The organism is Pseudomonas sp. LBUM1660 (assembly GCF_059695935.1).
Map to the genome: position 1 here is coordinate 1088074 of NZ_CP166795.1, position 25716 is coordinate 1113789.

The window sequence follows — 25716 nt, forward strand, 5'->3', positions numbered from 1 at the left end:
AGTTAGGGCGCCTGAGTTTTTGCCAATCCTATGAGGCTCTCGCTATGACCGCACCGACTGCAATTCGCCGACTCAACGCTGCTGACCCGGATTTCGCGCATCATCTGGATCATCTGCTGAGCTGGGAAAGTGTGTCTGACGACTCGGTCAATCAGCGAGTGCTGGACATCATCAAGGCTGTGCGTGAGCGTGGCGATGCCGCGCTGGTGGACTTCACCCGGCAGTTCGACGGACTGGACGTTGCGTCCATGGCGGACCTGATCCTGCCGCGCGAACGTCTGGAACTGGCGCTGACCCGGATCACCGTGCCTCAGCGCGAAGCGCTGGAAAAAGCCGCGACTCGTGTGCGCAGCTACCACGAAAAACAGAAACAGGAGTCCTGGACCTACACCGAAGCCGATGGCACGGTGCTGGGCCAGAAGGTCACGCCGCTGGATCGCGCCGGCCTGTACGTCCCGGGCGGCAAGGCGTCGTACCCATCCTCGGTGTTGATGAATGCGATTCCGGCCAAGGTCGCCGGCGTGACGGAAGTGGTCATGGTGGTGCCGACCCCGCGCGGTGAAATCAACGAGCTGGTGCTGGCCGCAGCGTGCATCGCCGGAGTTGACCGCGTCTTCACCATTGGTGGCGCGCAAGCGGTCGCCGCATTGGCTTACGGCACCGAAAGCGTGCCGAAGGTCGACAAGGTGGTTGGCCCGGGCAACATCTATGTCGCCACTGCCAAGCGCCACGTGTTCGGCCAGGTCGGCATCGACATGATCGCCGGACCGTCGGAAATCCTCGTGGTGTGCGACGGCCAGACCGATCCGGACTGGATCGCCATGGACCTGTTCTCCCAGGCCGAGCACGATGAAGATGCCCAGGCGATTCTGGTCAGCCCGGACGCCGAGTTCCTCGACAAGGTCGCGGCCAGCATCGCCAAACTGCTGCCAACCATGGAGCGCGCCGAGATTATCGAAACCTCGATCAATGGCCGTGGCGCGCTGATCAAGGTTCGCGACATGGAACAAGCCATCGAAGTGGCCAACCGCATTGCGCCGGAGCACCTGGAGTTGTCGGTCGCCGATCCGCAAGCCTGGCTGCCGCTGATCCGTCACGCGGGCGCGATCTTCATGGGTCGTCACACCTCCGAAGCCCTGGGTGACTACTGCGCAGGTCCCAACCACGTGTTACCGACGTCCGGCACCGCGCGGTTCTCTTCGCCGCTGGGCGTGTACGATTTCCAGAAACGCTCGTCGATCATCTTCTGCTCCGAGCAAGGTGCGTCCGAACTGGGCAAGACCGCTTCCGTGCTGGCCCGTGGCGAGTCGTTGACCGCCCACGCCCGTAGCGCTGAATACCGCATCGTCGACGACAAGCAGGGGAACTGAAGATGAGTAAATTCTGGAGCCCGTTCGTCAAGGATCTGGTGCCTTACGTGCCGGGCGAGCAGCCGAAGCTGGCGAAACTGGTGAAGCTCAACACCAACGAAAATCCTTACGGCCCGTCGCCAAAAGCCCTGGCAGCGATGCAGACCGAACTCAACGACAATCTGCGTTTGTATCCGGACCCGAACAGCGATCTGCTGAAAAACGCTGTGGCTGCGTATTACGGCGTGCGGGCCAATCAGGTGTTCCTCGGCAACGGTTCCGATGAAGTCCTGGCGCACATTTTCCACGGCTTGCTGCAACACGACAAAGCGGTGCTGTTCCCGGACATCAGCTACAGCTTCTATCCGGTCTACTGCGGGTTATACGGCATCAAGTTCGACACGGTGCCGCTGGACGAGCAGTTCCAGATCAATCCTGCGGACTACGCCAAGCCGAACGGCGGGATCATCTTCCCGAACCCGAATGCCCCGACCGGTTGCCTGTTGGCACTGGATGCGGTGGAGCAAATCCTCAAGGCCAGCCCGGATTCGGTGGTTGTGGTGGATGAGGCTTACATCGACTTTGGCGGCGAGACGGCGATCACTTTGGTGGACCGTTATCCGAACCTGCTGGTGACTCAGACCTTGTCCAAGTCCCGCTCACTGGCCGGCCTGCGGGTGGGCCTGGCGGTGGGGCATCCGGATTTGATCGAGGCGCTGGAGAGGATCAAGAACAGCTTCAACTCCTATCCGCTGGATCGCCTGGCGAATGTCGGGGGGGCGGCGGCGTTCGAGGATCGCGAGTACTTCGACAAGACCTGCCGGTTGGTCATCGAGCATCGTGAGTGGGTTGTTGCGCAATTGGAAGGGAAGGGGTTTGAAGTACTGCCATCGGCGGCGAACTTCATTTTTGCCCGTCATCCGCAGCACGATGCGGCCGGGCTGGCGGCGAAATTGCGTGAGCAAGGCGTGATCGTCCGGCACTTCAAGCAGGCGCGGATTGCGCAGTTCCTGCGGATATCGATTGGTACGCCGGAGCAGAATCAGGCACTGATCGACGGCCTCGGCGACCTCTGATCCAACATTGAACTTGTAGGAGCGAGGCTTGCCCGCGAAGAACGATGACAAGGTTTACTTGTTACACCGAGTTTTCGTTCTTCGCGGGCAAGCCTCGCTCCTACAAGGTTTTGTGGGTTACTCGTGATGCGGTTCGCCGAGGAAGGTCAGCGAACTGAACACGCCGCGCGTCGCGACATCCGGATTGTCCTTCAACACAATCTCCATCTGCGCCGAAATCACATTCAACCCTTCATTGCGCACCACCACCTGCGCACGGCCGTTGGCATCAGTCTCGGTGCTCAAGGTATTCGGCGCACTGCGATAATCGCCAGTCAACTTCACCCCCGCCGCCGGTTTCCCATCCAGTAGCACCCGCACTGGCAGCAACTTGCCCGGTCCTACCGTCAGCGGATCAACCTCCGGCAGAATCAGCAGCTTCATCTGATCAAGCTTCGGCAACTTCGCTCCTGGCTGATAAATCGCCAGGCTGTATTTGAAGGTCTGCGTCGACTCGATGGCCCCCGGCACTTTGCTGCGTCCTTCGTTGATCCATTTTTTATCCGCTGTCTGCGACCACATGCCGTTGTCCAGCGCCACCGCCATCACGGCGGGCGGCTTCAACGGTTGCAGACGTGCGTGATCGGCCAGGCGCTGCACGGTCACCGGGATCATTTTGCCGTTGACGTCATAAGCCCAGGCGCCGTTGATCTTTTGTGCCTTGAAGGCGTTGTCTTCGGCGCCGTGGCCGTAAATCACTTCGATGTTGCCGCGACGTTGTTCGGTCCAGAGACCATGGGCCGACACCTGGGTTGCGAACAGCAGGCCGAGCAATGCCAGGGGTTTGAGGTGTTGCATGGGAACTTCCTTTTACAGATTGAGTGTGAGGCTGACGGTGAAATTGCGCGGCTCGCCGGGGTTGACCCAGTAATTGCTGTACGAGCGCTCGTAGTATTTCTCGTCGAAAATGTTGTTCAGGTTCAGGCCGACAGTGACGTTTTCGCTGGCCTTGTAATGGGCCAGCAGGTCGACGGTGTGGTAGGCCGGCAGCTCGAAATCGCTGCCGGACTCGCCCGAGCGATCGCCGACGTAAGTGAACGCCGCGCCGACGTCCGAGCCTCGTAAATGTCCATCCTGGAATTCATAAACGCCCAGCAGACTGCCGCTGCGCTTGGCGACGCCGAGGATTCGGCTGCCGGTGGGAATGACCTTGTCGCCCTCGGTGACCTCGGCGTCGATGTAGGCGAAGGCACCGATCACCCGCACCGCGTCGGTCACTTGCCCGGTGACTTGGAAGTCGAATCCCTGGCTGCGGGCCTTGCCCATGGCGCGGCTGGTGTCCGTGCCCGGGTCGAGCGCAAGGACGTTTTCCTTTTCGATATGGAAGGCGGCGAGGGTGGTGCTCAAGCGATCATCGAACAGCTCGCTCTTGATCCCGACTTCGTAACCGACGCCTTCTTCCGGGTCGAAGGATTTGCCGCCAGCGTCCAGGCCGTTGTTCGGCTTGAACGAGGTGGAGACGTTGGCGAATAGCCCGACTTCGGGTGTCAGTTGATAAAGCAAACCGGCCCGTTGGGTCAGAGCGTCGTGGCTCTGGCGGCTGGTGGCGCCGCGGCTGTGATCGTCGATGCTTTGCTCGAAATGTTCGAAGCGAGCACCGAGCATGCCGCGCAGTTTGTCGGTGAAGACAATCTGGTCCTGCAGGTTCAGCGCCCGGCTTTCGACGTGTTCAAAAAGGTCGGTGCCGGAGCGCTTGCCGTTGGGTTTCGGCTGACCGTAGACGGGCTGATAAATGTCGACGGCGTAGGGGCCGCCGGCAATGGTCGTGACCCGTTCGTTCTTGCGGAAGTTTTCATACTCGCTGCCAATCAGCAGTTCGTGCTGCCAACTACCGAGGTCGAACACACCGCGCAATTCGAGTTGGGTGATGCTGTCGTGCCAGTTTGTATCGCGCTCGCGATACCGCCGATTCACCGTGTGGCCGTCGGCATTCAACGGGCGACTTTCGGAAGCGTAGCCCCAGAGTTTGCCTTCCTTGTAATGGCTGGCCAGGCGCAGTTTCCAGTTGTCATTGAGATGATGTTCGAGCGCGGCTTGCAGCAGATTATTGTGGTTGTCAATGTTGCCGTCATTGGGTTCGCCAAGGAACGTCGAACGGGAAACGCCACTCCATTTATTGTTTGGCGCGACGATGCCGCGATCGAACGTGGAGCTATGACGGACGAATTCGCTCTCCACCAATAGGCTGGTGTCCGGGTTCAGTTGCCAACTGAAGGAGGGGGCGACAAACACTCGCTGGCTGTCGACGTGATCGCGGAAGCTGTGGTTGTCTTCGACGGCCAGGTTGATTCGAGACAGCACGTTGGCGTCGTCATCCAGCGGCGTGTTGACGTCGAGGGCGGTGCGATAACGATCCCAACTGCCGGCGCTGGTTTGCAGGGTGGTGAAAGCTTCGGGCTGGGGTTTCTTGGTGACGATGTTTACCGTGCCGCCTGGATCGCCGCGCCCGTAGAGACTGGCGGCGGGTCCTTTGAGCACCTCGATGCGCTCGATGTTGGCGACGTCCGGGGTGCTCGGGTAACCCCGGTTGGCGCTGAAGCCGTCCTTGTAGAACTCCGACGTGGTGAAGCCGCGCACGCTGTATTCGTAAAGCGTCAGGCCTCCGAAGTTGTTCTGCTTCGACACACCGCCGGCAAAATCCAGGGCGCGCTCGACACTGGTGCTGCCCAGGTCATTGAGCACACTGACGGGAATCACGCTGATGGATTGCGGGATGTCGCGGATCGCGGTATCGGTTTTGGTCGCGCTGGAAGACCGCATGGCGCGGTAACCCTGGACCGGGCCGGTGGGCGATTCGTAGTCGGAGGTGACGCTGATGGCGTCCAGTTCGAGGGTGCCGGGCTCTTCGGCGAAGACCGGATCCCCCAGCAGGCCGAGGGCAAGACTTGCCACGCAAGCCATTGTTCTAGACGACATGTTATGTTGTTCCAATTGAGATATTGAAACAATATAACATGCCTAATGAGAATGTCTGCTGTTAGCCCGAGATCCTCGGGCCAGGGTCAGTTTTCTTCTTTCTCTTTAACCGGCGCCGGTGGTGGACGCAGGCCGATCTCCGCCGTGAGCTTCAGCTCTTTGCCGTTGCGCATCACCTGAATGGTGACCTTGTCGGTCGGTTTGATCCGCGCGACCTGATTCATCGAACGACGACCATCGCCGGCCGGTTCGCCGTCGATGCTTAGAATCACATCACCCAATTGCAGGCCGGCCTTCTGCGCCGGACCGTCACGGAAAATCCCCGCGACCACAATCCCCGGGCGTCCCGACAGGCCAAACGACTCCGCCAGTTCCTGACTCAACGGCTGCACTTCGATGCCGAGCCAGCCGCGAATCACCTGCCCGTGTTCGATGATCGACTTCATCACTTCCATGGCCAGTTTGACCGGGATCGCAAAACCGATGCCTTGCGAGCCGCCGGACTTGGAAAAGATCGCCGTGTTGATGCCGGTCAGGTTGCCGTTGGCATCCACCAGCGCACCGCCGGAGTTGCCGGGGTTGATCGCGGCGTCGGTCTGGATGAAATCTTCGTAGTTGTTCAGGCCCAACTGGTTACGACCGGTGGCGCTGATGATGCCCATGGTCACGGTCTGGCCGACGCCGAACGGGTTGCCGATGGCCAGCGCGACGTCACCGATGCGGATGTTATCGGAGCGACCGACGGTGATCGACGGCAGGTTTTTCAGATCGATCTTCAGCACCGCGAGGTCGGTTTCCGGGTCGCTGCCGATGACGCGGGCCAAGGTTTCGCGACCGTCCTTGAGCGCGACCACAATCTGGTCGGCGCCGCTGGTCACGTGGTTGTTGGTCAGCAAATAACCTTCCGGGCTCATGATCACGCCCGAGCCCAGGCTCGACTCCATGCGCTTCTGCTTGGGCGAGTTGTCGCCGAAGAAGCGGCGGAACTGCGGGTCTTCGAACAAGGGATGGTTTGGTTTGTTGATGACTTTGGTGGTGTACAGGTTCACCACCGACGGCGCTGCGGTGGTGACCGCGTCGGCATAGGACACCGGACCTTGCTGCATCGTGGTGGTTTGCGGGGCTTGCTGCAGGTTGACGTCGAGGCTCGGAAGCCCGACCCACTGCGGGTAACGCTGGATGATCAACAGAGCGATAAGCACGCCGGCCAACAGCGGCCAGCCGGAAAAACGCAGCGCCTTGAGCATTAAGCACGTCCTGAGAGGTTGCAGGCGGTATGAGACCGCCCATAATGTCGCGCATTATACGAGGCGCAGCTCGCCTCTGAACGGGATATTTAGGAGTCTTTTATGGCCGTCGCCTTGAGCACCCTGGTCGAAGAAGCCGACCGTTACCTTAACAGTGCCAGGATTGCCGATTACTGCCCCAACGGCTTACAGGTCGAAGGCCGCCCACAGGTGATGCGAATCGTCAGTGGCGTCACCGCCAGCCAGGCTTTGCTGGACGCCGCGGTCGAAGCTCAGGCCGATCTGGTGCTGGTGCATCACGGCTATTTCTGGAAAGGCGAGAACCCGTGCATCACCGGCATGAAGCAGCGTCGGCTGAAAACCCTGCTCAAGCACGACATCAGCCTGCTGTCCTATCACTTGCCGCTGGACCTGCACCCGGACGTCGGTAACAACGTGCAGCTGGCGCGTCAGCTCGACATCACGGTCGAAGGCCCGCTGGATCCGGACAACCTCAAAGTGGTCGGCCTGGTCGGCTCGTTGAGCGAACCGATGACGCCCCGTGATTTCGCTCGCCGAGTGCAGGAGGTCATGGGCCGCGAGCCGTTGCTGATCGAAGGCAGCGAAATGATCCGTCGCGTAGGCTGGTGCACCGGTGGCGGTCAGGGGTACATCGATCAGGCCGTGTTGGCCGGGGTCGATCTGTACCTCAGCGGCGAGGCTTCCGAACAGACCTTCCACAGCGCCCGGGAAAACGACATCAGCTTCATCGCCGCCGGCCACCACGCCACCGAGCGCTATGGCGTGCAGGCATTGGGTGATTACCTGGCCCGACGGTTTGCCCTCGAGCACATCTTCATCGATTGCCCGAATCCGATCTGAATTTCACACAGTTCCCTGTAGGAGCGAGGCTTGCCCGTGAAGAACGATAACGCGGTCCATCAGTTAAACCGCGTGATCGTTCTTCGCGGGCAAGCCTCGCTTCTACGGGTCCGTGTTGCCCAAACGAGGGGGTATATTCATATGCCCTTTCGATCTAGCTGGCGGCCTGATTAGAAGAGGTCGCTGTGCTAGGATTCCCCGCTCGAACACGGCCCGCTGGCCGTCCATAAGATCGTTTTCGTGAGTAGCCATGGTCGACAAACTGACGCATCTGAAACAGCTGGAGGCCGAAAGCATCCACATCATCCGCGAGGTCGCCGCCGAGTTCGATAACCCGGTGATGCTGTACTCCGTCGGTAAAGACTCCGCCGTGATGCTGCACCTTGCGCGCAAGGCATTCTTCCCGGGCAAACTGCCGTTCCCGGTGATGCACGTCGACACCCGGTGGAAGTTCAAGGAGATGTACGCGTTCCGCGACCGCATGGTCGAAGAGCTGGGCCTTGACCTGCTGGTACACGTGAACCCCGATGGCGTCGCGCAGGGCATCAACCCGCTGACCCACGGCAGTGCCAAGCACACCGACATCATGAAAACCGAAGGCTTGAAACAAGCCCTCGACAAGTACGGCTTCGACGCCGCTTTCGGTGGCGCTCGCCGCGACGAAGAAAAGTCCCGTGCCAAAGAGCGCGTGTATTCCTTCCGCGACACCAAGCACCGCTGGGACCCGAAAAACCAGCGCCCAGAACTGTGGAACGTCTACAACGGCAACGTCAACAAGGGCGAATCCATTCGTGTGTTCCCGTTGTCGAACTGGACCGAACTGGACATCTGGCAGTACATCTACCTCGAAGGCATCCCGATCGTGCCGCTGTATTTCGCCGCCGAGCGCGACGTCATCGAGATGAATGGCACCTGGATCATGATCGACGACGAACGCCTGCTCAATCACCTGAGCGATGAAGACAAGGCGCGCATCGTCAAGAAGAAAGTCCGTTTCCGCACACTGGGTGACTACCCGCTGACCGGTGCGGTCGAGTCCGAGGCCACCAGCCTGACCGACATCATTCAGGAAATGCTCCTGACGCGAACTTCCGAACGCCAGGGCCGGGTCATCGATCACGATGGCGCAGGCTCGATGGAAGAAAAGAAACGTCAGGGTTATTTCTAAGGGGTTGTCATGTCGCACGCATCTGATTTGATCAGCGAGGACATCCTCGCCTACCTGGGCCAGCACGAACGCAAGGAAATGCTGCGCTTTCTGACCTGTGGCAACGTCGACGACGGCAAGAGCACCCTGATCGGGCGCCTGCTGCACGACTCCAAGATGATCTACGAAGATCATCTGGAAGCCATCACCCGCGATTCGAAAAAAGTCGGCACCACCGGCGAAGACATCGACCTGGCGTTGCTGGTCGACGGCCTGCAGGCCGAGCGTGAGCAGGGCATCACCATCGATGTCGCCTACCGCTATTTCTCCACCGCCAAACGCAAATTCATCATCGCCGACACTCCTGGCCATGAGCAGTACACCCGCAACATGGCCACCGGTGCGTCCACCTGTGACCTGGCGATCATCCTGGTCGACGCCCGCTACGGCGTGCAGACCCAGACCCGCCGCCACAGCTTCATCGCCTCGTTGCTCGGCATCAAGCACATCGTGGTCGCCATCAACAAGATGGACCTCAACGGCTTCGACGAAACCGTGTTCGAGTCGATCAAGGCCGATTACCTGAAGTTCGCCGACGGCATCGCATTCAAGCCGACCACCATGGCTTTCGTGCCGATGTCGGCATTGAAAGGCGACAACGTGGTGAACAAGTCCGAGCGCTCGCCGTGGTACACCGGCCAGTCGCTGATGGAAATTCTCGAGACCGTCGAGATCGCCAACGACCGCAACTACACCGACCTGCGATTCCCGGTGCAGTACGTCAACCGTCCGAACCTGAACTTCCGTGGTTTCGCCGGCACTCTGGCCAGCGGCGTCGTGCACAAGGGCGACGAAGTCGTTGTGTTGCCGTCGGGCAAGAGCAGCCGCGTGAAATCCATCGTCACTTTCGAAGGTGAGCTGGAACACGCCGGTCCAGGTCAAGCTGTCACGCTGACCATGGAAGACGAGATCGACATCTCTCGCGGCGACTTGCTGGTGCACGCCGATAACCTGCCGCAAGTGACCGACGCCTTCGACGCCATGCTGGTGTGGATGGCCGAAGAACCGATGCTGCCGGGCAAGAAATACGACATCAAGCGCGCCACGAGTTACGTGCCGGGTTCGATCACCAGCATCGTCAATCGCGTTGACGTGAACACCCTGGAAGAAGGTCCGGCCAGTTCGTTGAACCTGAACGAGATCGGCCGGGTCAAGGTCAGCCTCGACGCCGCGATCGCGCTGGACGGTTACGCCAGTAACCGCACCACCGGTTCGTTCATCGTCATCGATCGGTTGACCAACGGCACCGTTGCCGCCGGCATGATCATCGCCCAGCCGTTGGCGCATGGCAGCAGCACGCACCACGGCAAACTGGCGCACGTGGCCACCGAAGAACGCGCCCAGCGTTTCGGTCAGCAACCGGCCACCGTGTTGTTCAGCGGCTTGTCGGGTGCGGGCAAAAGCACCTTGGCTTACGCGGTTGAACGCAAACTGTTCGACTTGGGCCGTGCGGTGTTTGTCCTCGATGGCCAGAACCTGCGTCACGACCTGAATAAAGGCCTGCCACAGGATCGCGCCGGGCGTACCGAGAACTGGCGTCGTGCCGCCCACGTTGCGCGTCAGTTCAACGAAGCCGGTTTGCTGACCTTGGCAGCGTTTGTTGCGCCAAGTGCTGAAGGTCGTGAACAGGCGCGGGAACTGATCGGCAAGGAACGTCTGCTGACGGTCTACGTCCAGGCCTCGCCGACGGTCTGTGCCGAGCGTGATCCGCAAGGCCTGTACGCGGCGGCCGGGGATAACATCCCGGGCGATTCCTTCCCGTATGACGTGCCGCTGGACGCCGACCTCGTGGTTGACACCCAGTCGCTGTCGCTGGAAGAAAGCGTCAAGCAAGTGCTGGATCTGCTGCGCAAGCGTGGCGCGATCTAAGCGTTAGCCGCTCCAATAAAAAACCCGCCGATGAGCGATCATCGGCGGGTTTTTTTGTGTCTGTTCGGACGCCTTCGCGGGCAAGCCTCGCTCCTACGGGTTTGTGTCGCGTCATATGTTGCGATCATCCCAAATCCGTAGGAGCGAGGCTTGCCCGCGAAGAGGCCGGTACAGGCGCCTGATTACTTCGCCGGATACTCCCGATGCATTTGCTCCAGCAACGCATCCTTGTCTTCCCATAGCTGGTTGATCCAGCCCTGAAACTGCAATCGATACTCGCCATCCTGGTCGTAATTCTTGCCAATGAACTGCGGCGCAATCTTCAGCTCCTGAAAATGCACCACCACATCCTTCACATTCCCGCACAGCAGATCCCAGTAACCGGGACGCCCGGCCGGGTAGTGAATGGTCACGTTGACGATCGACTCAAGCTGCTCACCCATCGCATCCAGCACAAACGCAATGCCGCCGGCCTTGGGTTTGAGCAGGTACTTGAACGGTGATTTCTGCTGCGCATGCTTGCCTTCAGTGAAGCGCGTGCCTTCGACGAAATTGAAAATCCCCACCGGGTTATTGCGGAACTTGTCGCAGGTCTTGCGGGTGGTTTCCAGGTCCTTGCCTTTCTTCTCCGGGTACTTTTCCAGATAGGCCTTGGAGTAGCGCTTCATGAACGGAAAACCCAGCGCCCACCAGGCCAGGCCAATCACCGGCACCCAGATCAGTTCCTGCTTGAGGAAAAACTTAAGTGGCTGGATGCGACGGTTGAGTACGTACTGCAACACCATGATGTCGACCCAGCTCTGGTGGTTGCTGGTGATCAGGTACGAGTGCTGATAATCCAGCCCTTGCAGGCCGCTGAGGTGCCAGCGGGTGCGGCAGACCAGGTTCATCCAGGCCTTGTTGTTGCTGATCCAGGCTTCATGGGTATGGCTCATCAACCAGAGCGTGAAACGCTGGGTGAGGGCAAAGGGCAACACCTTGAAGATCGCCACGCAGAACAGAAATGAGCACAGCAAAATGGTATTCAACGCCAGCAACAACGATGCAATCACGCCGCGCACGGCGGCAGGTAGGAAAGCCAGCATTTAAAGATCCATAGGTCGGTTGGCAGCTTGAATCGCGGTCAACGCGATGGTGTACACGATGTCATCGACTTGCGCGCCGCGCGGCAGGTCGTTCACCGGTTTGCGCAGGCCTTGCAGCATCGGCCCGAGGCTGACGCAATCGGCACTGCGCTGCACGGCTTTGTGCGTGGTGTTGCCGGTGTTCAGGTCGGGGAACACGAACACCGTGGCGCGACCGGCGACCTGGCTGTTGGGTGCCAGTTGCCGGGCGACGGTTTCGTTGGCAGCGGCGTCGTACTGCAACGGGCCATCGATCAACAAAGAGTTTTGTTGTTCGTGAGCGAGCAATGTCGCCTCGCGAACCTTCTCGACTTCTTCACCGCTGGCCGATTCACCGCTGGAGTAGCTGATCATCGCCACACGCGGGGTGATGCCGAACGCGGCAGCCGAGTCTGCACTTTGCAGGGCGATCTCGGCCAGTTCGCTGGCGCTCGGGTGCGGGTTCATCACGCAGTCGCCGTAGACCAGCACTTCTTCGGGAAACAACATGAAGAACACCGACGACACCAGCGTGCAGCCCGGTGCGGTTTTAATCAGCTGCAGGGCCGGGCGGATGGTGTTGGCGGTGGAGTGGATGACCCCGGAGACGAGACCATCGACTTCATCCAGCGCCAGCATCATGGTACCGATCACCACGGTGTCTTCCAGTTGCTGCTCGGCCATCGGGGCGTTGAGGCTTTTGCTTTTGCGCAGGGCCACCATCGGCTCGACGTAGCGCTCGCGAATCAGATCAGGGTCGAGGATTTCCAGCCCCGGCGGCAACTCGATGCCTTGGGCGCGGGCGACGGCCTCGACGTCTTCCGGTTTCGCCAGCAACACGCAACGGGCGATGCCGCGCGCCTGACAGATCGCCGCGGCTTGCACGGTCAGCGGCTCGCTGCCTTCAGGCAGGACGATGCGCTTGTTGGCGGCCTGGGCGCGCTGGATCAATTGATAGCGGAACACCGCGGGCGACAGGCGCATTTCACGCGGGGTGCCGCAACGCTGGTGCAGCCAGTTGGCATCCAGATGACTGGCAACGAAATCGGTGATGATCTCCGCACGCTCGCGGTCGTCGATCGGGATTTCCTTGTTCAGACCGTTCAACTGGTTGGCGGTGTCGTAGGAGCCGGTGCTCACCGACAACACCGGCAAGCCCGCCTGCAATGCGCCTCGGCACAGGTCCATGATGCGCGGGTCGGGCATGGTGTCGCTGGTCAGCAACAGGCCGGCCAGGGGCACGCCGTTCATGGCGGCGAGGCTGACGGCGAGGATGATGTCGTCGCGATCGCCGGGGGTCACCACCAGCACGCCGGGCTTGAGCAGCTCCACGGTGTTGCGCATGGTGCGGGCGCAGATGATGATTTTGGTCATGCGCCGGGTTTCGTAATCGCCGGCATTGAGAATCTGCGCGCCCATCAGGTCGGCGACGTCGCGGGTGCGCGGCGCGTTCAGTTCCGGCTGAAAGGGAATGCAGCCGAGCAAGCGAAAATCACCGCTGCGCAGCAACGGCGAATGTTCTTTCAGGCGCGAGGCGAAGGCCTCCATGCTCTCGTCGGTCTTGACCTTGTTTAGGATCACGCCGAGGACTTTCGGGTCTTTCGGCCCGCCGAACAATTGCGCCTGCAGTTCCACTCGGCCGGACAGTTCAGTCAGCACTTCGTTTTCCGGCGCGGAAACCAGGATCACTTCGGCGTCGAGGCTTTTCGCCAAATGCAGATTGACCCGCGCGGCGTAACTGGCGCTGCGGGTCGGGACCATGCCTTCGACAATCAGCACATCCTTGCCGACGGCCGCTTGCTGATAAAGAGTGATGATTTCTTCGAGCAGCTCATCCAGCTGACCGTCGCCGAGCATACGCTCGACGTGTGCCAGACCGAGCGGCTGAGGCGGTTTCAAACCGTGAGTGCGGGCCACCAGTTCAGTGGACCGTTCAGGCCCGGTGTCACCCGGATGCGGTTGGGCAATCGGTTTGAAAAAGCCGACTTTGAGGCCGGCTCGCTCAAGGGTGCGCACCAGCCCGAGGCTGATGGAGGTCAGACCCACACCAAAATCGGTGGGCGCGATAAAAAAAGTTTGCATGCGGATTCTCTAAGGGTGCATGGCAATGGCGATCATCTATATCTGACGATCTACCGAAATTCAGTCGCCAAGGTTATCGCTAACCGAGCCTTGTGCGCACCAACCGCAATCAAAGGGCTGGCCTATTTTTTCAATACGTTGCGCGGGATCCAGGACCCAGGCACGTGATTGCCACGGCGGCTGGTGACGCAGGTGCTGAGTATGGCCGCAGGACAGGTCGGCCACCCAATGCCCGTCCTCATCCTGATGGAAGCCGGTGACCGTCGAGCCTTTCGCCGCAATCCGTCTGTCCGGGTTGTGTTCGCTTTCGGACGATTGCTTCGCTAAACTTGGCCTTTCTTCATTCTTATGCAAAAGGTCTCGCCCCATGCTGATCGCCGCCAATAAGGCTGTCTCCATCGACTATACCCTGACCAACGACGCTGGTGAGGTCATCGACAGCTCCGCCGGCGGCGCGCCGCTGGTCTACCTGCAAGGCGCAGGTAACATCATCCCGGGCCTGGAAAAGGCTCTGGAAGGCAAAGCAGTCGGCGACGAGCTGACCGTAGCCGTTGAACCTGAAGATGCCTACGGCGAATACGCTGCCGAACTGGTCAGCACCCTGAGCCGCAGCATGTTCGAAGGCGTCGACGAACTGGAAGTGGGCATGCAGTTTCACGCTTCCGCGCCGGACGGCCAGATGCAGATCGTTACCATCCGCGATCTGGACGGCGACGATGTCACCGTCGACGGCAACCACCCGTTGGCCGGTCAGCGCCTGAATTTCCAGGTCAAGATCATCGACATCCGTGACGCCAGCCAGGAAGAAGTCGCTCATGGTCACGTCCATGGCGAAGGTGGCCATCACCACTGATTTTCTGCGCTAAGCTCAGAGAACTGGAGAGGCGCCCGAGGGCGCCTTTTTAGTCCGCGGCTGTCCCTGGCGACAACGCCAAGTGGCTGTTTCGAGTAGAACACGGGAATCTGGAGTTCGTCATGAGTGCTTTTCACGACCTTAAATTGACAGCCCTGGATGGACAGGAGCTACCGCTGGCGCCCTTTAAAGGGAACGTCGTGCTGGTGGTCAACGTCGCCTCCAAATGTGGCTTGACCCCACAGTACGCGGCACTGGAAAACCTTTACCAGAAGTACAAAGGCCAGGGTTTCAGTGTGCTGGGCCTGCCGTGCAACCAGTTTGCCGGGCAGGAACCGGGCACCGAGCAAGAGATCCAGGAATTCTGCAGCCTCAACTATGGCGTGACCTTTCCGTTGTCCAGCAAGCTGGAAGTCAACGGTCACGATCGTCATCAGCTGTACCGTCTGCTGGCGGGCGAGGGCGCGGAGTTTCCGGGGGACATCACCTGGAACTTCGAAAAATTCCTGCTGGGCAAGGACGGCCGTGTGTTGGCGCGGTTCTCGCCGCGCACAGCGCCGGATGATCCGACGGTCATCCATGCGATTGAAAAAGCGCTGAGCTAACCCCTCTGTAGAAGCGAGGCTTGCCCGCGAAGGCGTCATGTCATTCAACATTGATATCGACTGACCTGACACCTTCGCGAGCAAGCTTCGCTCCTACTGTCTTTTGACCCTTAATCACCAAAATCAATAGTGCTGTTCAAAGCTTGCGGCTCTCCATATTATCGCCGTCATAAAGTCTTTTCACGTGGAGCGTCCCATGCCAGTCAAAGCCCTGTTCAAACCGTTCCACCTCGGCACCCTTGAATTGCCGACCCGCGTCGTCATGGCGCCGATGACCCGCTCGTTTTCGCCGGGTGGCGTTCCCAATTCCAAAGTGATCGAGTACTACCGTCGACGCGCCGCCGCAGGCGTAGGCCTGATCATCACCGAGGGCACCACCGTCGGGCACAAGGCCTCCAACGGCTATCCGAACGTGCCGCATTTCTACGGTGAAGCCGCGCTGGCCGGCTGGAAAAAAGTGGTCGACGCAGTTCACGCCGAGGGCGGCAGGATCGTTCCTCAGTTATGGCATGTGGGCAGCGTGCGCCGCATCGGCACCGAGCCGGATGCCAGCGTGCCGGGTTACGGTCCCTCGGAGAAATTGAAGGAAGGTCAGGTCGTGGTTCACGGCATGACTAAACAGGATATCCAGGACGTGATCGCCGCGTTCGCCCAAGCGGCTAAAGACGCCCAAAGCATCGGCATGGATGGCGTGGAAATCCACGGCGCCCACGGCTACCTCGTGGACCAGTTCTTCTGGGAAGGCAGCAACCAGCGCACCGACGAATACGGCGGCAGCCTGGCCAACCGTTCGCGTTTTGCCATCGAATTGATTCAGGCCGTGCGTGCAGCCGTCGGCGAAGGCTTCCCGATCATCTTCCGTTTCTCGCAGTGGAAGCAGCAGGATTACACCGCGCGCCTGGTGCAAACACCGGAGGCGCTGGGTGAGTTCCTCAAGCCGTTGTCCGACGCTGGCGTGGACATTTTCCACTGCTCGACGCGCCGTTTCTGGGAGCCGGAGTTCGACGGTTCCGAGCTGAACCTGGCCGGCTGGGCGCGCAAGCTGACGGGCAAACCGACCATCACCGTGGGCAGCGTTGGCCTGGATGGCGAGTTCCTGCAGTTCATGGTCAACACCGACAAGATCGCGCAGCCGGCCAGCCTGGAAAAACTGCTGGAGCGCTTGAACAACGATGAGTTCGATCTGGTGGCGGTAGGGCGTGCGCTGCTGGTCGACCCGGACTGGGCGCAGAAAGTGCGTGATGGTCGTGAGGAAGACATCCTGCCGTTCAGCCGTGAGGCGTTGATGACGCTGGTTTAAGCAGCGACTGGACTCACTTCTTCGCGAGCAGGCTCGCTCCCACACTGGATTTGTGTTCGACGCAGAACCACTGTGGGAGCGAGCCTGCTCGCGATGGCTGACTCAATGTCACCAAAGATTCAGGGTAAGGACGCTGCACCAGGAACCACCTGTTCCCTGACACAAGCCCCCCGCAACTGCCCCTCAAACTGCTCGATAATCGCCGCCCAACCCTGACGACTCGCATGCTGACGCGCATTGAGCCGCACGCAGCGCAAGGTTTCGCGCTCTTCCAACAACCACGTCGCGGCATCGCAGAACGCCTCTTCGTCCCCCGGCATCGCCAACACGCCGTTGTAGCCATGGCGTATATGCTGAGCCGCGGCAGCCTGATCGTAGGCCACCACACCCAATCCCGAGGCCAGCGCTTCAAGCACCACATTGCCAAAGGTTTCGGTCATGCTTGGAAACAGAAATACATCCGCTGACGCATAGTGACTGGCCAAGACTTCGCCACGTTGTGAGCCGCAGAAAATCGCGTCAGGCAGTTCCTTCTCCAAAAAACCTCGCTGCGGCCCGTCGCCGACCACGATCAATTTCAATTTGCGCTGTGGATAAGTGGCCTTCAACGCGTCAAAACAGCGCTTGAGCAAGCCAAGGTTTTTCTCCTGCGCCAGGCGTCCTACGTGGATGACCGCGATGTCCTTCTCGGTCAGCCCCCACTGTTCGCGTAAAGATTGCAGGCGTTTAACCGGATGAAACAATTGGCTGTCGACCCCTCGGGACAACAACGCCAGACGTTCGAAATGACGCCGCTCCAGTTCCAGTCGCTGGCTGATGCTCGGCACCAGAGTCAACGTGGACCGATTGTGAAACCAGCGCAGATAATGAGTCAGCAAGCGCGACAGCAAGCCGAGCCCGTACTGATTGGAATACTGCTGGAAATTGGTGTGAAAGCCGCTGACCACCGAAATCCCCAAGCGCCGCGCGGCACGCAATGCCGACAATCCCAGCGGACCTTCCGTGGCGATGTAGAGCACGTCCGGACGATGACGCTTCCAGCGCCGTAGCAGCTTGTGCACCGACGACTGACCCCATTGCAAGCCCGGATAGCCCGGCAACGGCCAGCCGCGACACAGCAACAATTCATCGCTACTGGCCGCCAGCTGATCGCAGCCTTGACGCGGCCGCACCAGTTCGACCTGATGCCCGCGCGCGCGCAAACCATCGCACAAGCGGCCAAGGGTATTGGCCACGCCGTTGATTTCCGGTGGGAAGGTTTCGGTGATCAGAGTGATATGCAGAGCTGTCGTCATGACCCCAGTGTCGGCTGGGGGCATGTCGTCATTGTGGCGTTTCGATGATGGATTTGTGACGGTGTCAGCGTTGGGTCACCAGATTTTCCGCGCCGCGCTCACGCACCCAGAACAGCGTCGCACCCGCCACAGCCGCCGGCATCATCAGGATGTTGACCACCGGAATCAGCAACACCAGATACACGATCCCGCCGAAACTCATGCTCTGCCAACGCTTTTCGCGCAGCCAGGCGAGCATTTCGTTCCAGCCCAGTTTGTGGTTGTCTGCCGGGTAGTCGATGTACTGGATCGCCATCATCCACACGCCGAACAGCAGCCACAGCGGCGCGGCAATGATGTTCACCACGGGAATGAACGAGAGAATGAACAAGCCGATCGCCCGCGGCAGGAAGTAGCCGAGTTTGCGCATTTCCCGGGCCAGGGTCCGGGGGACCATTTCGATCAGTTCGCCCCAGCTGAACGCTGGGAAGTCATCGGTGCCTCGCACCACCACTTCCACTTTCTCCGCCAGGAAGCCGTTGAACGGCGCGGCGATGACGTTGGCGAGCATGGTAAAGGTGAAAAACACCATCAGAACCACCAACACGACAAAAATCGGCCAGAGGACGTAACTGAGAAAACTCAACCAGTCGGGCAGGGACGGCATCAGCGTATCGACCCACAGGCTGAATTGATGGCTGGCCAGGTAGATCAATCCGACGAACAGCACGAGGTTGATCGCCAAGGGCAACAATACGAACAAACGCAGGCTGGGGCTCAAGACCAGCTTGAGGCCTTCGCGCAGGTATTGCGGGCCGGACAGAACGGGGGCGGGCATAACGTGCTCCGAGCAGAGGGAAAACGCGCCGACCTTACCGGCTTTGCCTGACAGGCGAAAGCGCGGTCGCAGCATCGACATCAACTGTAACAAAGGCGTCTCTATATTCAGCGTGACAGGATAGAGACCACCTATGAGCTGGATTGTTAAACCGTATTTCCTTAATCTTCGCCCCCTCGATACGCTGCACCCAATCTTTTACAGGACTGTCGAGCTCAAGCCTTCCCCAAGCGCTTTCAACGGTCCTTTTTTATTCCCGCCGGCAATCCGGCGTTCCGCGCCAGATGTTTACGGCCGGTCAACAGGAGCAGGTCATGTCTGAAGTCCGTCATTCGCGAGTGATTATTCTCGGTTCCGGCCCTGCCGGTTACAGCGCCGCGGTCTATGCCGCCCGTGCCAACCTCAAGCCACTGCTGATCACCGGCATGCAAGCCGGCGGTCAACTGACCACCACCACCGAAGTCGACAACTGGCCGGGCGATGTCCACGGTCTGACCGGCCCGGCGCTGATGGACCGCATGAAAGAGCACGCTGAGCGCTTTGAAACCGAGATCGTTTTCGATCACATCAATGCCGTCGACTTCGCTGCCAAGCCATACACCCTGATCGGCGACAGCGCGACTTACACTTGCGACGCGTTGATCATCGCCACCGGCGCCAGCGCGCGTTACCTCGGCCTGCCTTCGGAAGAAGCGTTCATGGGCAAAGGCGTTTCGGCCTGCGCAACCTGCGACGGTTTCTTCTACCGCAACAAGCCAGTGGCTGTGGTGGGTGGCGGCAACACCGCTGTCGAGGAAGCGCTGTACCTGGCCAACATCGCCAGCACCGTGACCCTGATCCACCGCCGCGAAACCTTCCGCGCCGAGAAGATCCTGATCGACAAGCTGAATGCCCGGGTTGCCGAAGGCAAGATCATCCTGAAGCTGAACTCGAACCTGGACGAAGTCCTGGGCGACAACATGGGCGTGACCGGTGCCCGTTTGAAGAACAACGACGGCAGCTTTGACGAGCTGACAGTCGACGGCGTGTTCATCGCCATTGGCCACACCCCGAACACTTCGTTGTTCGAAGGCCAGCTGACGTTGAAAGACGGTTACCTGGTTGTGCAGGGCGGCCGCGACGGCAACGCCACCGCGACCAACCTCGAAGGCATCTTCGCTGCCGGTGACGTGGCTGACCACGTTTACCGTCAGGCCATCACCTCGGCCGGCGCCGGTTGCATGGCGGCACTGGATGCGGAGCGTTACCTCGATGACCTGCAGAACGCCAAGTTCTGAAGTCGTTGAAATGAAAAAACCGGCTTCGGCCGGTTTTTTGTGCCCGCGATTTAATGTCTCATCACATACCACTGTGGGAGCGGGCTGCATGAGCTTGGGATCAGGCCAGTTTCTTCAGGCTCGCCTCAAGCATATCCAGCCCTTCCTCAAGCACTGTCGCCTCAGTCGTCAACGGTGCCAGTAGCCGAATGATGTGGCGCGACTTGCCGCTGGGCATCAGCAGTAAACCCGCGTCTCGTGCCAGGCTCAGAAGTTGCGTCAACTGCGCCGAGGCCGGGGAGCCGTCGGCAAGGCTCAGTTCGATGCCGCGCATCGCGCCGACGCCGGTCAAACGACCCAGATACGGTGAAAGTTCGCTTGCGCGCCAGGACTCGTAACGGCTGACAATCGCTTCTTCCTGCTGCGCACCCCAGGCGTGCAGGTTGGCATCCGTCATTTCATCCAGCGTCGCCAATGCGGCGGCGCAGGCGATGGGGTTGCCCGAATAGGTGCCGCCCAGTCCACCTTTGGGCAAGGTGTCGAGCAGCGACTTGCGCCCGACCACCGCGCCCAGTGGCACGCCGCCGGCGATGCTTTTACCCAGCAGGATCAGGTCCGGCTCGATGCCCAGGCGCGAAAACGCAAAACGTTCGCCGGTGCGGCCGAAGCCGGACTGGATTTCATCGGCGATCAGCAGAATCTTTTTTTCATTGCAGAACGTGCGCAGCGCCTGGGCGAACGCCACGTCCATCGCCAGGAACCCCGCTTCGCCTTGCACCGGCTCGACGATAAAGCAGGCCACATCTTCAACGTCGATTTCGACACTAAACAGTCGATCCATGGCTTTCAAGGCATCGGCACAGGTCACGCCGTTGTCCTTGCTTGGGTACGGCAAATGGAACACCGGCCCCGGCAGTACACCGACTTTCTGTTTGTAAGGCGCGACTTTGCCATTGAGATTGAGTGTGGCGAGGGTACGGCCGTGGAAGGCGCCGTCGAACGCGATGACCGCGGTGCGACCGGTGGCGCCACGCACGATCTTCAGGGCGTTTTCCGCCGCTTCTGCGCCGCTGTTGGTGAGCATGCCGCTGACCGGGTAGTCCACCGGCATGAACGCCGTCAGACGTTCCATCAATTCGATGTAGGGCACATGCGGTGCGGCGTTGAACGCGTAGTGCGTCAGCCGCGTGGCTTGTTCGCGAATGGCCTCGACGATGCGCGGATGGCAATGGCCAAGGTTAAGTACGCCGATGCCGCCGACAAAGTCGATATAGCGTTTGCCATCGGTGTCCCACACCTCGGCGTTTTTGCCGTGGCTAAGCGTGACGGGATGAACGACGTTGATCGACTGGCTGATGGTTTCGCTGCTCATGGGTACCTGACTCAGAAGAAGGGATGCTTCCTTTTATCTAAGCCGTGAGCAGTGGTACCCGGCAAACGAAATAAAGTGACCGGGTCAATCTTAAAAGTCGGGATGTGTGCGAATAAGAGATGGGCAGGCAAAGCGTAACCTGTGGCGAGGGAGCTTGCTCCCGCTGGGGCGCGCAGCGGCCCCAAAAAAAATGGACCGCTACGCAGTCCAGCGTGAGCAAGCTCCCTCGCCACAGGTTCAGTGTCACTTGTGAAGTGTTTTGCGGGCTTTGATCAGCGACGAGTCAGCGGTTGCTGCGAGAACTTCACGCCGGCCAGACCATGCGTAATCAACGCGCGAATGTTGCCGTGGTCGTTGCCTTCAGGCGTGGCCACGACCGAGCGGTAATGCTCGCCAAACGCCAACAGCGCTTCTTCATCGCTCAGGCCTTCCAGCAGCGCCAGGCCCAGGGTCTTGCACGAACCTTCGTTCTGCCCGGCGGCGTTTTCCACGCCACCGTTGTTGAACGCCTGAGGCTGGTAGTCATAACCCGCGGCGATGAACGCCAGGGTGTCGGCGAAAACGTGATCGCCGCTCTTGAGGCTGGTGCGCAGGGTCGTCAAATCATTCATTGGGTTTTCCTTTGGCGAACGCCGCTTGTTGTTCGGCGTTGGCTTCTTGCTGGTATTGGGCTTTCCACTCGGCGTAAGGCATGCCGTAAACCACTTCGCGGGCGTCATCGAGGCTGACCTCGATCTGGCGTTCATCGGCGGCGGCCTTGTACCACTTGGACAGGCAGTTGCGGCAGAAACCCGAGAGGTTCATCAGGTCGATGTTCTGCACGTCCTTGCGGCTGTCCAGGTGGGCGACCAGCCGGCGAAAGGCGGCGGCTTCAAGTTCCAGGCGTTGTTGATCGTTCATGGCGGGCTCTGTGCAATTCAATCGTGGCGCGGATGATAAAAGTCTGACGGACAATGCGCCAGACGCGGTCAGCGGCTCGCTGCAAGCGTAATGGACACCGACTCGGCGAATCGCAGGGCGTGTGGCTTGTCGACTTCAACCTCGGCGTACAGCACCGACGCGTTGGCCATGACCAGATCGAGGATCTCCTGGGTCAGGCGTTCGAGCAGGGCGAAGCGATTGCCTTCCACGTGGGCGATGATCGCCTTGGTGATGGTCCGGTAATTCAGCGCGTGATCGATGTCGTTGTCACGCACCGCTTCCTGAGCGGCATAAAGGATGGTCAGGTTGATCAGCACATCCTGCTTGTTGAGGATTTCATCCTCGTTGATCCCGATGAAGGTCCGCAGGCACAGGTCCTTGACCCGGATGCGTGCCATTCCTGGTTGAAGTTGTGGCATTGCTACTTGCTCCGTCCAATCAATTGCAGGAACTCCTGGCGGGTGTTGCTCGAGTCGCGGAAGGCGCCGAGCATCACCGAGGTGTTCATGGTCGAATTCTGTTTCTCGACGCCGCGCATCATCATGCACATGTGCTTGGCTTCGATGACCACCGCGACGCCCGCCGCACCGGTCACTTGCTGCACCGCGTCGGCGATTTGCCGGGTGAGGTTTTCCTGGATCTGCAGGCGACGGGCGAACATGTCCACCAGTCGTGCAATCTTCGACAGGCCCAGCACTTTGCCCGTTGGAATATAAGCCACATGCGCCTTGCCGATGAAGGGCAGCATGTGATGTTCGCAGAGCGAGTACAGCTCGATGTTGTCGACGATGATCATTTCATCGTTGTCGGAAGCGAACAGTGCGCCGTTGACGATCTCTTCGACACTCTGGTCGTAGCCGTGGCAGAGGTACTGCATGGCCTTGGCCGCGCGAACCGGGGTGTCTTGCAGTCCTTCGCGGTCGGGGTTTTCACCGAGGCCGATGAGGATATCGCGATAGCTCTGGGACAATGAATTCTGGGGCAGGGATAACGTCATGGAACATCCTCGCGGGGCCGCTTATTTGAGGTGCCGTCCGCCGTTGACGGTCAGGGTCGTGCCGGTGACATAAGGGTTGTCGAGCAAATAACGCAGGCTCTGGTAGATCACTTCGCTGCCGGGTTCGATGCCCAGCGCGGATTTGGCCAATGCTTTGGCGCGGTACGCCGCGTTGTCGTCGGGGTTGAACATTAGCAGGGCTGGCGCGATACCGTTGACCTTGATTGTCGGCGCGTATTTCGCGGCGAAGGACAGGGTGAGGCTGTCGAGCCCGGCTTTGCTGGCGCAGTAGCCAATGTGTTTGCTGCTGCCCTTGCGGGTCACGTCATCGCTGATGTGCACGATGTCGGCGGGGCTTGAGCATTCGAGCAAGTCGGCACAGTGCAGGTTGATCAAATAGGGCGCCAGCATGTGCACGCTGAACATGCGGGTGAAGGCCTCGGCGTCGGTGTCCGGGGTTTCGGCCAGCCATTCGGAAGCGTTGTGGACAATGGCTCGCAGGTTGTCGGTGTGGGTTTTCAGTTGAGTGATGAACGCGAGGATCCCCGCTTCAGTGGAGAAGTCGGCAAATACCGCAGTGGCGCCCAGGTTGCGCAATGTCTGCACGCCGGGGCGCTCGCTGCGGTAGCTGAAGATCACCGGATGGCCGTCTTCGAGTAAACGCTGCGCACAGTGCAGGCCGACACGCTGGCCGGCACCGGTGATGAGGATCGGAGCTGCGGAAGAGGTCATGAACGGCTCGCGTCGCGGTAAGAGCAAAACTATACCAGCGCGCAGCGGCATTCACCTATTGCGGGGCTCCTACATGGAAATCAGTGGTTTTGGGGAGTGGGCTCGGCGGGCAATGGGCGTGCCGGCGTGCTGTTCAGCCAGCCGGCCAGCAGGCGGGTCGACAACGGAATGAAGAAATAGACCATCAATGGCGTCAGGCATAGGGTGCTGATGAGTACGCGCGGCAGCAGGCTCATGTCGTCGAGCAACGGCCCCAATACAAAGTTGAACAGCAGGGAAACCGGAAAGAATGCCAGCCAGATCGCCACAGCCTGCTTCCAGCGGGGTGGGCGCTGGCCGACCGCGCCGAACCAGCCTTCAATGCCACTCACGCGATGTTCCGTCTTATGCGCAAACAGATCGCTGCCGCGGGCCAGCCATGCGGTACGCGAAGCGGAGTGCTCCCAGGCGTGCATGGTTTGCTCGTTGGCAAAGCGGAAAATAATCTGGAATTCGTTATCGCCGGGCGGCGGAGCGAGCACGCCTGAGCCGAGATAACCGGGAAAGTCGGTGGCCAGTTGTTCGCCTTCGCGCAACCAGGCCATCAGGTCCTGATAGCGCCCATCGGCGACGCGGCGCGCAACCATCAGCGTGACGGGTGAGGTAGACATGGTGAATCTCCGTATAACAGACGCGTCACTCCGGGTAGGAGTTTCGCCAGGCGCAGCGCCGGGGTGATGGGCTGCGTCTTGAGACAAGCAAGGATTATTCCTGATTTTGACGGATACACCAGCGACTTCGTCGTTTATCAGTCTTGAACAGGCATGGGGTGGAAGAGTTAGAATGGGATCCAATTTTGCACGCGGACGTCATTGCCACATGCCTGTCCTGACTGAAGGTGTCCCAGTTTTGCAGCGAGGTGCTGCACTGGAACAGGAAGAGCTGTTTCCCATTCGTGAAGTAGCGCGCCTGACGGGTATCAACCCTGTCACGTTGCGCGCATGGGAGCGACGATATGGCCTGATCCAGCCCACACGCACCGAAAGCGGGCATCGGCTGTACTCGATGGCGGATATTGAAAAGGTCCGCAGCATTCTCGGCTGGATCGACCGCGGCGTTGCGGTGAGCAAGGTCGGCAAGATACTGGCCAAGACCGAGCCGCTCAAAGCCCTGGCGAAGATCATTCCCGACGAACTCGTTCAGGCCGACTACGTCCAGTGGCAGCAGCAGGTGCAGGTGGCGGTAACGGCGTTTGACGAGGTGAAGCTGGAGCAAGTCTATGGACAGATTTTTTCCAGTTACCCTCTGACAGTGGTGTTCCAGGACATCCTGATGCCGATTTGGAAGCTGATGCTGCAGCGCCATGACGCGTTCGGTCAGACCAGTGGGTGGCTGTTTCTGGATGGTTTCCTGCGTTCACGCGTGTTGCAGCGCATGCTGCTGGTGCGTGTCATGCAGCCTCGACGTGTGATTGTCTGCGCCTTGGCCGATCAGGCCCATGAACTCGAAGTGCTGGTCACGGCGCTGTACTTGAGCAGTGTCGACTCGGCCATTCAATTGCTGGCGATCGGTCAGCCCTTCGACGAGTTGACCCTGGTTTGCGAGCGGATCAAGCCCACGGCACTGGTGCTGGTGTCCCATCACGCACCGGCTCCTGAGTTGCCTCGACGTCTGAGTCGACTGGCCTTGAGCCTGGACTGTCAGTTGTTGCTGGCCGGCGATGCGTCGGATCTGGCACAGGACAGCCTGGCCGGATCGTCGATCGGGTGTCTGGGGAATGAGGGGATGGTGATGCGTCAGCGTCTGAAACAGTTCCTGGCAGGAAACCTGGATACCTGAA

The 25716-nt window shown here is 59.9% G+C and carries 25 protein-coding genes; 10 read left to right on the forward strand and 15 right to left on the reverse strand.

Translation table 11 applies throughout. The features are described from left to right. Window positions 1-44 precede the first annotated feature (44 nt). Together hisD and hisC are read left to right on the forward strand one after the other, a co-directional pair. Window positions 45-1370, forward strand: a complete 1326-nt coding sequence (hisD, locus tag ACA068_RS04995; protein WP_497308072.1) for a histidinol dehydrogenase — start codon at window positions 45-47, stop codon at window positions 1368-1370. 2 nt (window positions 1371-1372) lie between these two features. Next, entirely contained in the window at window positions 1373-2425 is a 1053-nt protein-coding gene (gene hisC / locus ACA068_RS05000) for a histidinol-phosphate transaminase (RefSeq protein WP_497308074.1), read from the forward strand. Between the two features lie 117 nt (window positions 2426-2542). On the opposite strand, the gene ACA068_RS05005 is transcribed toward hisC, so the two are convergent. From ACA068_RS05005 to algW, 3 genes are all read right to left on the reverse strand, one after another. Beyond that, window positions 2543-3262, reverse strand: a complete 720-nt coding sequence (locus tag ACA068_RS05005) for a DUF4198 domain-containing protein (protein WP_497308076.1) — start codon at window positions 3260-3262, stop codon at window positions 2543-2545. A gap of 12 nt (window positions 3263-3274) precedes the next feature. Next, window positions 3275-5380, reverse strand: a complete 2106-nt coding sequence (locus ACA068_RS05010; RefSeq protein ID WP_497308078.1) for a TonB-dependent siderophore receptor — start codon at window positions 5378-5380, stop codon at window positions 3275-3277. A gap of 86 nt (window positions 5381-5466) precedes the next feature. Then, window positions 5467-6627 carry a Do family serine endopeptidase AlgW gene (algW, locus tag ACA068_RS05015; RefSeq protein ID WP_438659481.1) on the reverse strand — a complete coding sequence of 387 codons (1161 nt, stop codon included), beginning with the start codon at window positions 6625-6627 and terminating at the stop codon, window positions 5467-5469. A 102-nt stretch (window positions 6628-6729) separates the two neighbouring features. On the opposite strand from algW, the gene ACA068_RS05020 reads away from it, so the two are divergent. The 3 genes from ACA068_RS05020 (at window position 6730) to cysN (ending at window position 10564) form a co-directional block, all read left to right on the forward strand. Continuing rightward, window positions 6730-7488: a Nif3-like dinuclear metal center hexameric protein gene (locus ACA068_RS05020; protein ID WP_109628001.1), complete on the forward strand. Its 759-nt coding sequence runs from the start codon at window positions 6730-6732 to the stop codon at window positions 7486-7488. Between the two features lie 250 nt (window positions 7489-7738). Further along, window positions 7739-8656, forward strand: coding sequence for a sulfate adenylyltransferase subunit CysD (cysD, locus tag ACA068_RS05025; protein ID WP_010463281.1), 918 nt, complete (start codon window positions 7739-7741; stop codon window positions 8654-8656). A 9-nt stretch (window positions 8657-8665) separates the two neighbouring features. Continuing rightward, entirely contained in the window at window positions 8666-10564 is a 1899-nt protein-coding gene (gene cysN, locus ACA068_RS05030) for a sulfate adenylyltransferase subunit CysN (RefSeq protein WP_497308080.1), read from the forward strand. A gap of 182 nt (window positions 10565-10746) precedes the next feature. Here the strand turns inward: cysN and yihG are convergent, their stop codons facing one another. From yihG to ACA068_RS05045, 3 genes are read right to left on the reverse strand one after another with little or no spacing between them, the layout of a single operon-like run. Further along, window positions 10747-11649, reverse strand: coding sequence for a 1-acylglycerol-3-phosphate O-acyltransferase, YihG family (yihG, locus tag ACA068_RS05035; protein ID WP_497308082.1), 903 nt, complete (start codon window positions 11647-11649; stop codon window positions 10747-10749). Then, entirely contained in the window at window positions 11650-13749 is a 2100-nt protein-coding gene (gene pta / locus ACA068_RS05040) for a phosphate acetyltransferase (protein ID WP_497308084.1), read from the reverse strand. Window positions 13750-13809: 60 nt separating this feature from the next. Further along, entirely contained in the window at window positions 13810-14148 is a 339-nt protein-coding gene (locus ACA068_RS05045; protein ID WP_497308086.1) for a DUF3565 domain-containing protein, read from the reverse strand. Between ACA068_RS05045 and ACA068_RS05050 the strand changes: the two genes are divergently transcribed. From ACA068_RS05050 to ACA068_RS05060, 3 genes are all read left to right on the forward strand, one after another. Beyond that, complete coding sequence (locus ACA068_RS05050) at window positions 14117-14602, forward strand: FKBP-type peptidyl-prolyl cis-trans isomerase (RefSeq protein WP_045061434.1); 486 nt, start codon at window positions 14117-14119, stop codon at window positions 14600-14602. The genes ACA068_RS05045 and ACA068_RS05050 overlap by 32 nt on opposite strands. A 122-nt stretch (window positions 14603-14724) precedes the next feature. After that, window positions 14725-15207 carry a glutathione peroxidase gene (locus ACA068_RS05055; RefSeq protein ID WP_219095738.1) on the forward strand — a complete coding sequence of 161 codons (483 nt, stop codon included), beginning with the start codon at window positions 14725-14727 and terminating at the stop codon, window positions 15205-15207. Between the two features lie 196 nt (window positions 15208-15403). Beyond that, window positions 15404-16507, forward strand: a complete 1104-nt coding sequence (locus tag ACA068_RS05060; protein ID WP_497308088.1) for an NADH:flavin oxidoreductase — start codon at window positions 15404-15406, stop codon at window positions 16505-16507. Between the two features lie 119 nt (window positions 16508-16626). Here ACA068_RS05060 and ACA068_RS05065 read toward each other — a convergent pair whose 3' ends face one another. Beyond that, on the reverse strand, window positions 16627-17826 hold the full coding sequence (locus ACA068_RS05065; protein ID WP_497308090.1) for a glycosyltransferase family 4 protein: 1200 nt from the start codon (window positions 17824-17826) through the stop codon (window positions 16627-16629). Window positions 17827-17866: 40 nt separating this feature from the next. After that, window positions 17867-18619 carry a sulfate transporter CysZ gene (gene cysZ, locus ACA068_RS05070; RefSeq protein WP_497308092.1) on the reverse strand — a complete coding sequence of 251 codons (753 nt, stop codon included), beginning with the start codon at window positions 18617-18619 and terminating at the stop codon, window positions 17867-17869. 314 nt (window positions 18620-18933) lie between these two features. On the opposite strand from cysZ, the gene trxB reads away from it, so the two are divergent. Then, complete coding sequence (gene trxB, locus ACA068_RS05075; RefSeq protein ID WP_497308094.1) at window positions 18934-19896, forward strand: thioredoxin-disulfide reductase; 963 nt, start codon at window positions 18934-18936, stop codon at window positions 19894-19896. A gap of 100 nt (window positions 19897-19996) precedes the next feature. On the opposite strand, the gene ACA068_RS05080 is transcribed toward trxB, so the two are convergent. The 7 genes from ACA068_RS05080 to ACA068_RS05110 form a co-directional block, all read right to left on the reverse strand. Then, entirely contained in the window at window positions 19997-21247 is a 1251-nt protein-coding gene (locus ACA068_RS05080; RefSeq protein WP_497308096.1) for a 2-aminoadipate transaminase, read from the reverse strand. 272 nt (window positions 21248-21519) lie between these two features. Then, window positions 21520-21858 (reverse strand): HopJ type III effector protein, encoded by a 339-nt coding sequence (locus tag ACA068_RS05085; RefSeq protein WP_497308098.1) that lies wholly within the window; start codon window positions 21856-21858, stop codon window positions 21520-21522. Then, window positions 21851-22147: a DUF1244 domain-containing protein gene (locus ACA068_RS05090; RefSeq protein ID WP_095129425.1), complete on the reverse strand. Its 297-nt coding sequence runs from the start codon at window positions 22145-22147 to the stop codon at window positions 21851-21853. The genes ACA068_RS05085 and ACA068_RS05090 overlap by 8 nt, the downstream gene beginning before the upstream one ends. A gap of 68 nt (window positions 22148-22215) precedes the next feature. Further along, window positions 22216-22587, reverse strand: coding sequence for a dihydroneopterin triphosphate 2'-epimerase (folX, locus tag ACA068_RS05095; RefSeq protein WP_007970304.1), 372 nt, complete (start codon window positions 22585-22587; stop codon window positions 22216-22218). 2 nt (window positions 22588-22589) lie between these two features. Then, the gene (folE, locus tag ACA068_RS05100) at window positions 22590-23165 is read right to left on the reverse strand and encodes a GTP cyclohydrolase I FolE (RefSeq protein ID WP_497308099.1); all 576 of its coding nucleotides are present in this window, start codon (window positions 23163-23165) and stop codon (window positions 22590-22592) included. 21 nt (window positions 23166-23186) lie between these two features. Further along, complete coding sequence (gene folM, locus ACA068_RS05105) at window positions 23187-23897, reverse strand: dihydromonapterin reductase (RefSeq protein WP_497308101.1); 711 nt, start codon at window positions 23895-23897, stop codon at window positions 23187-23189. Between the two features lie 80 nt (window positions 23898-23977). Further along, a complete protein-coding gene (locus ACA068_RS05110) occupies window positions 23978-24547 on the reverse strand; it encodes an antibiotic biosynthesis monooxygenase (protein ID WP_497308103.1) in 570 nt (189 codons plus the stop codon). Between the two features lie 208 nt (window positions 24548-24755). Here ACA068_RS05110 and ACA068_RS05115 point away from each other — a divergent pair, with 208 nt between their 5' ends. Further along, window positions 24756-25715 (forward strand): MerR family transcriptional regulator, encoded by a 960-nt coding sequence (locus tag ACA068_RS05115; protein ID WP_497308104.1) that lies wholly within the window; start codon window positions 24756-24758, stop codon window positions 25713-25715. Window position 25716: the final 1 nt, after the last annotated feature.

Bases quoted from the DNA above. Each gene is read 5' to 3' on its own strand.
- hisC (WP_497308074.1), top strand. From the start codon at position 1,373: ATGAGTAAATTCTGGAGCCCGTTCGTCAAGGATCTGGTGCCTTACGTG.
- ACA068_RS05005 (WP_497308076.1), bottom strand. From the start codon at position 3,262: ATGCAACACCTCAAACCCCTGGCATTGCTCGGCCTGCTGTTCGCAACC.
- ACA068_RS05050 (WP_045061434.1), top strand. From the start codon at position 14,117: ATGCTGATCGCCGCCAATAAGGCTGTCTCCATCGACTATACCCTGACC.
- ACA068_RS05080 (WP_497308096.1), bottom strand. From the start codon at position 21,247: ATGAGCAGCGAAACCATCAGCCAGTCGATCAACGTCGTTCATCCCGTC.
- folE (WP_497308099.1), bottom strand. From the start codon at position 23,165: ATGACGTTATCCCTGCCCCAGAATTCATTGTCCCAGAGCTATCGCGAT.
- ACA068_RS05065 (WP_497308090.1), bottom strand. From the start codon at position 17,826: ATGCCCCCAGCCGACACTGGGGTCATGACGACAGCTCTGCATATCACT.
- folM (WP_497308101.1), bottom strand. From the start codon at position 23,897: ATGACCTCTTCCGCAGCTCCGATCCTCATCACCGGTGCCGGCCAGCGT.
- cysD (WP_010463281.1), top strand. From the start codon at position 7,739: ATGGTCGACAAACTGACGCATCTGAAACAGCTGGAGGCCGAAAGCATC.
- ACA068_RS05045 (WP_497308086.1), bottom strand. From the start codon at position 14,148: ATGGAGACAGCCTTATTGGCGGCGATCAGCATGGGGCGAGACCTTTTG.
- ACA068_RS05020 (WP_109628001.1), top strand. From the start codon at position 6,730: ATGGCCGTCGCCTTGAGCACCCTGGTCGAAGAAGCCGACCGTTACCTT.
- cysN (WP_497308080.1), top strand. From the start codon at position 8,666: ATGTCGCACGCATCTGATTTGATCAGCGAGGACATCCTCGCCTACCTG.
- ACA068_RS05060 (WP_497308088.1), top strand. From the start codon at position 15,404: ATGCCAGTCAAAGCCCTGTTCAAACCGTTCCACCTCGGCACCCTTGAA.
- yihG (WP_497308082.1), bottom strand. From the start codon at position 11,649: ATGCTGGCTTTCCTACCTGCCGCCGTGCGCGGCGTGATTGCATCGTTG.
- algW (WP_438659481.1), bottom strand. From the start codon at position 6,627: ATGCTCAAGGCGCTGCGTTTTTCCGGCTGGCCGCTGTTGGCCGGCGTG.
- ACA068_RS05055 (WP_219095738.1), top strand. From the start codon at position 14,725: ATGAGTGCTTTTCACGACCTTAAATTGACAGCCCTGGATGGACAGGAG.
- ACA068_RS05085 (WP_497308098.1), bottom strand. From the start codon at position 21,858: ATGAATGATTTGACGACCCTGCGCACCAGCCTCAAGAGCGGCGATCAC.
- hisD (WP_497308072.1), top strand. From the start codon at position 45: ATGACCGCACCGACTGCAATTCGCCGACTCAACGCTGCTGACCCGGAT.
- ACA068_RS05010 (WP_497308078.1), bottom strand. From the start codon at position 5,380: ATGTCGTCTAGAACAATGGCTTGCGTGGCAAGTCTTGCCCTCGGCCTG.
- trxB (WP_497308094.1), top strand. From the start codon at position 18,934: ATGTCTGAAGTCCGTCATTCGCGAGTGATTATTCTCGGTTCCGGCCCT.
- folX (WP_007970304.1), bottom strand. From the start codon at position 22,587: ATGCCACAACTTCAACCAGGAATGGCACGCATCCGGGTCAAGGACCTG.
- ACA068_RS05090 (WP_095129425.1), bottom strand. From the start codon at position 22,147: ATGAACGATCAACAACGCCTGGAACTTGAAGCCGCCGCCTTTCGCCGG.
- ACA068_RS05115 (WP_497308104.1), top strand. From the start codon at position 24,756: ATGCCTGTCCTGACTGAAGGTGTCCCAGTTTTGCAGCGAGGTGCTGCA.
- ACA068_RS05110 (WP_497308103.1), bottom strand. From the start codon at position 24,547: ATGTCTACCTCACCCGTCACGCTGATGGTTGCGCGCCGCGTCGCCGAT.
- pta (WP_497308084.1), bottom strand. From the start codon at position 13,749: ATGCAAACTTTTTTTATCGCGCCCACCGATTTTGGTGTGGGTCTGACC.
- cysZ (WP_497308092.1), bottom strand. From the start codon at position 18,619: ATGCCCGCCCCCGTTCTGTCCGGCCCGCAATACCTGCGCGAAGGCCTC.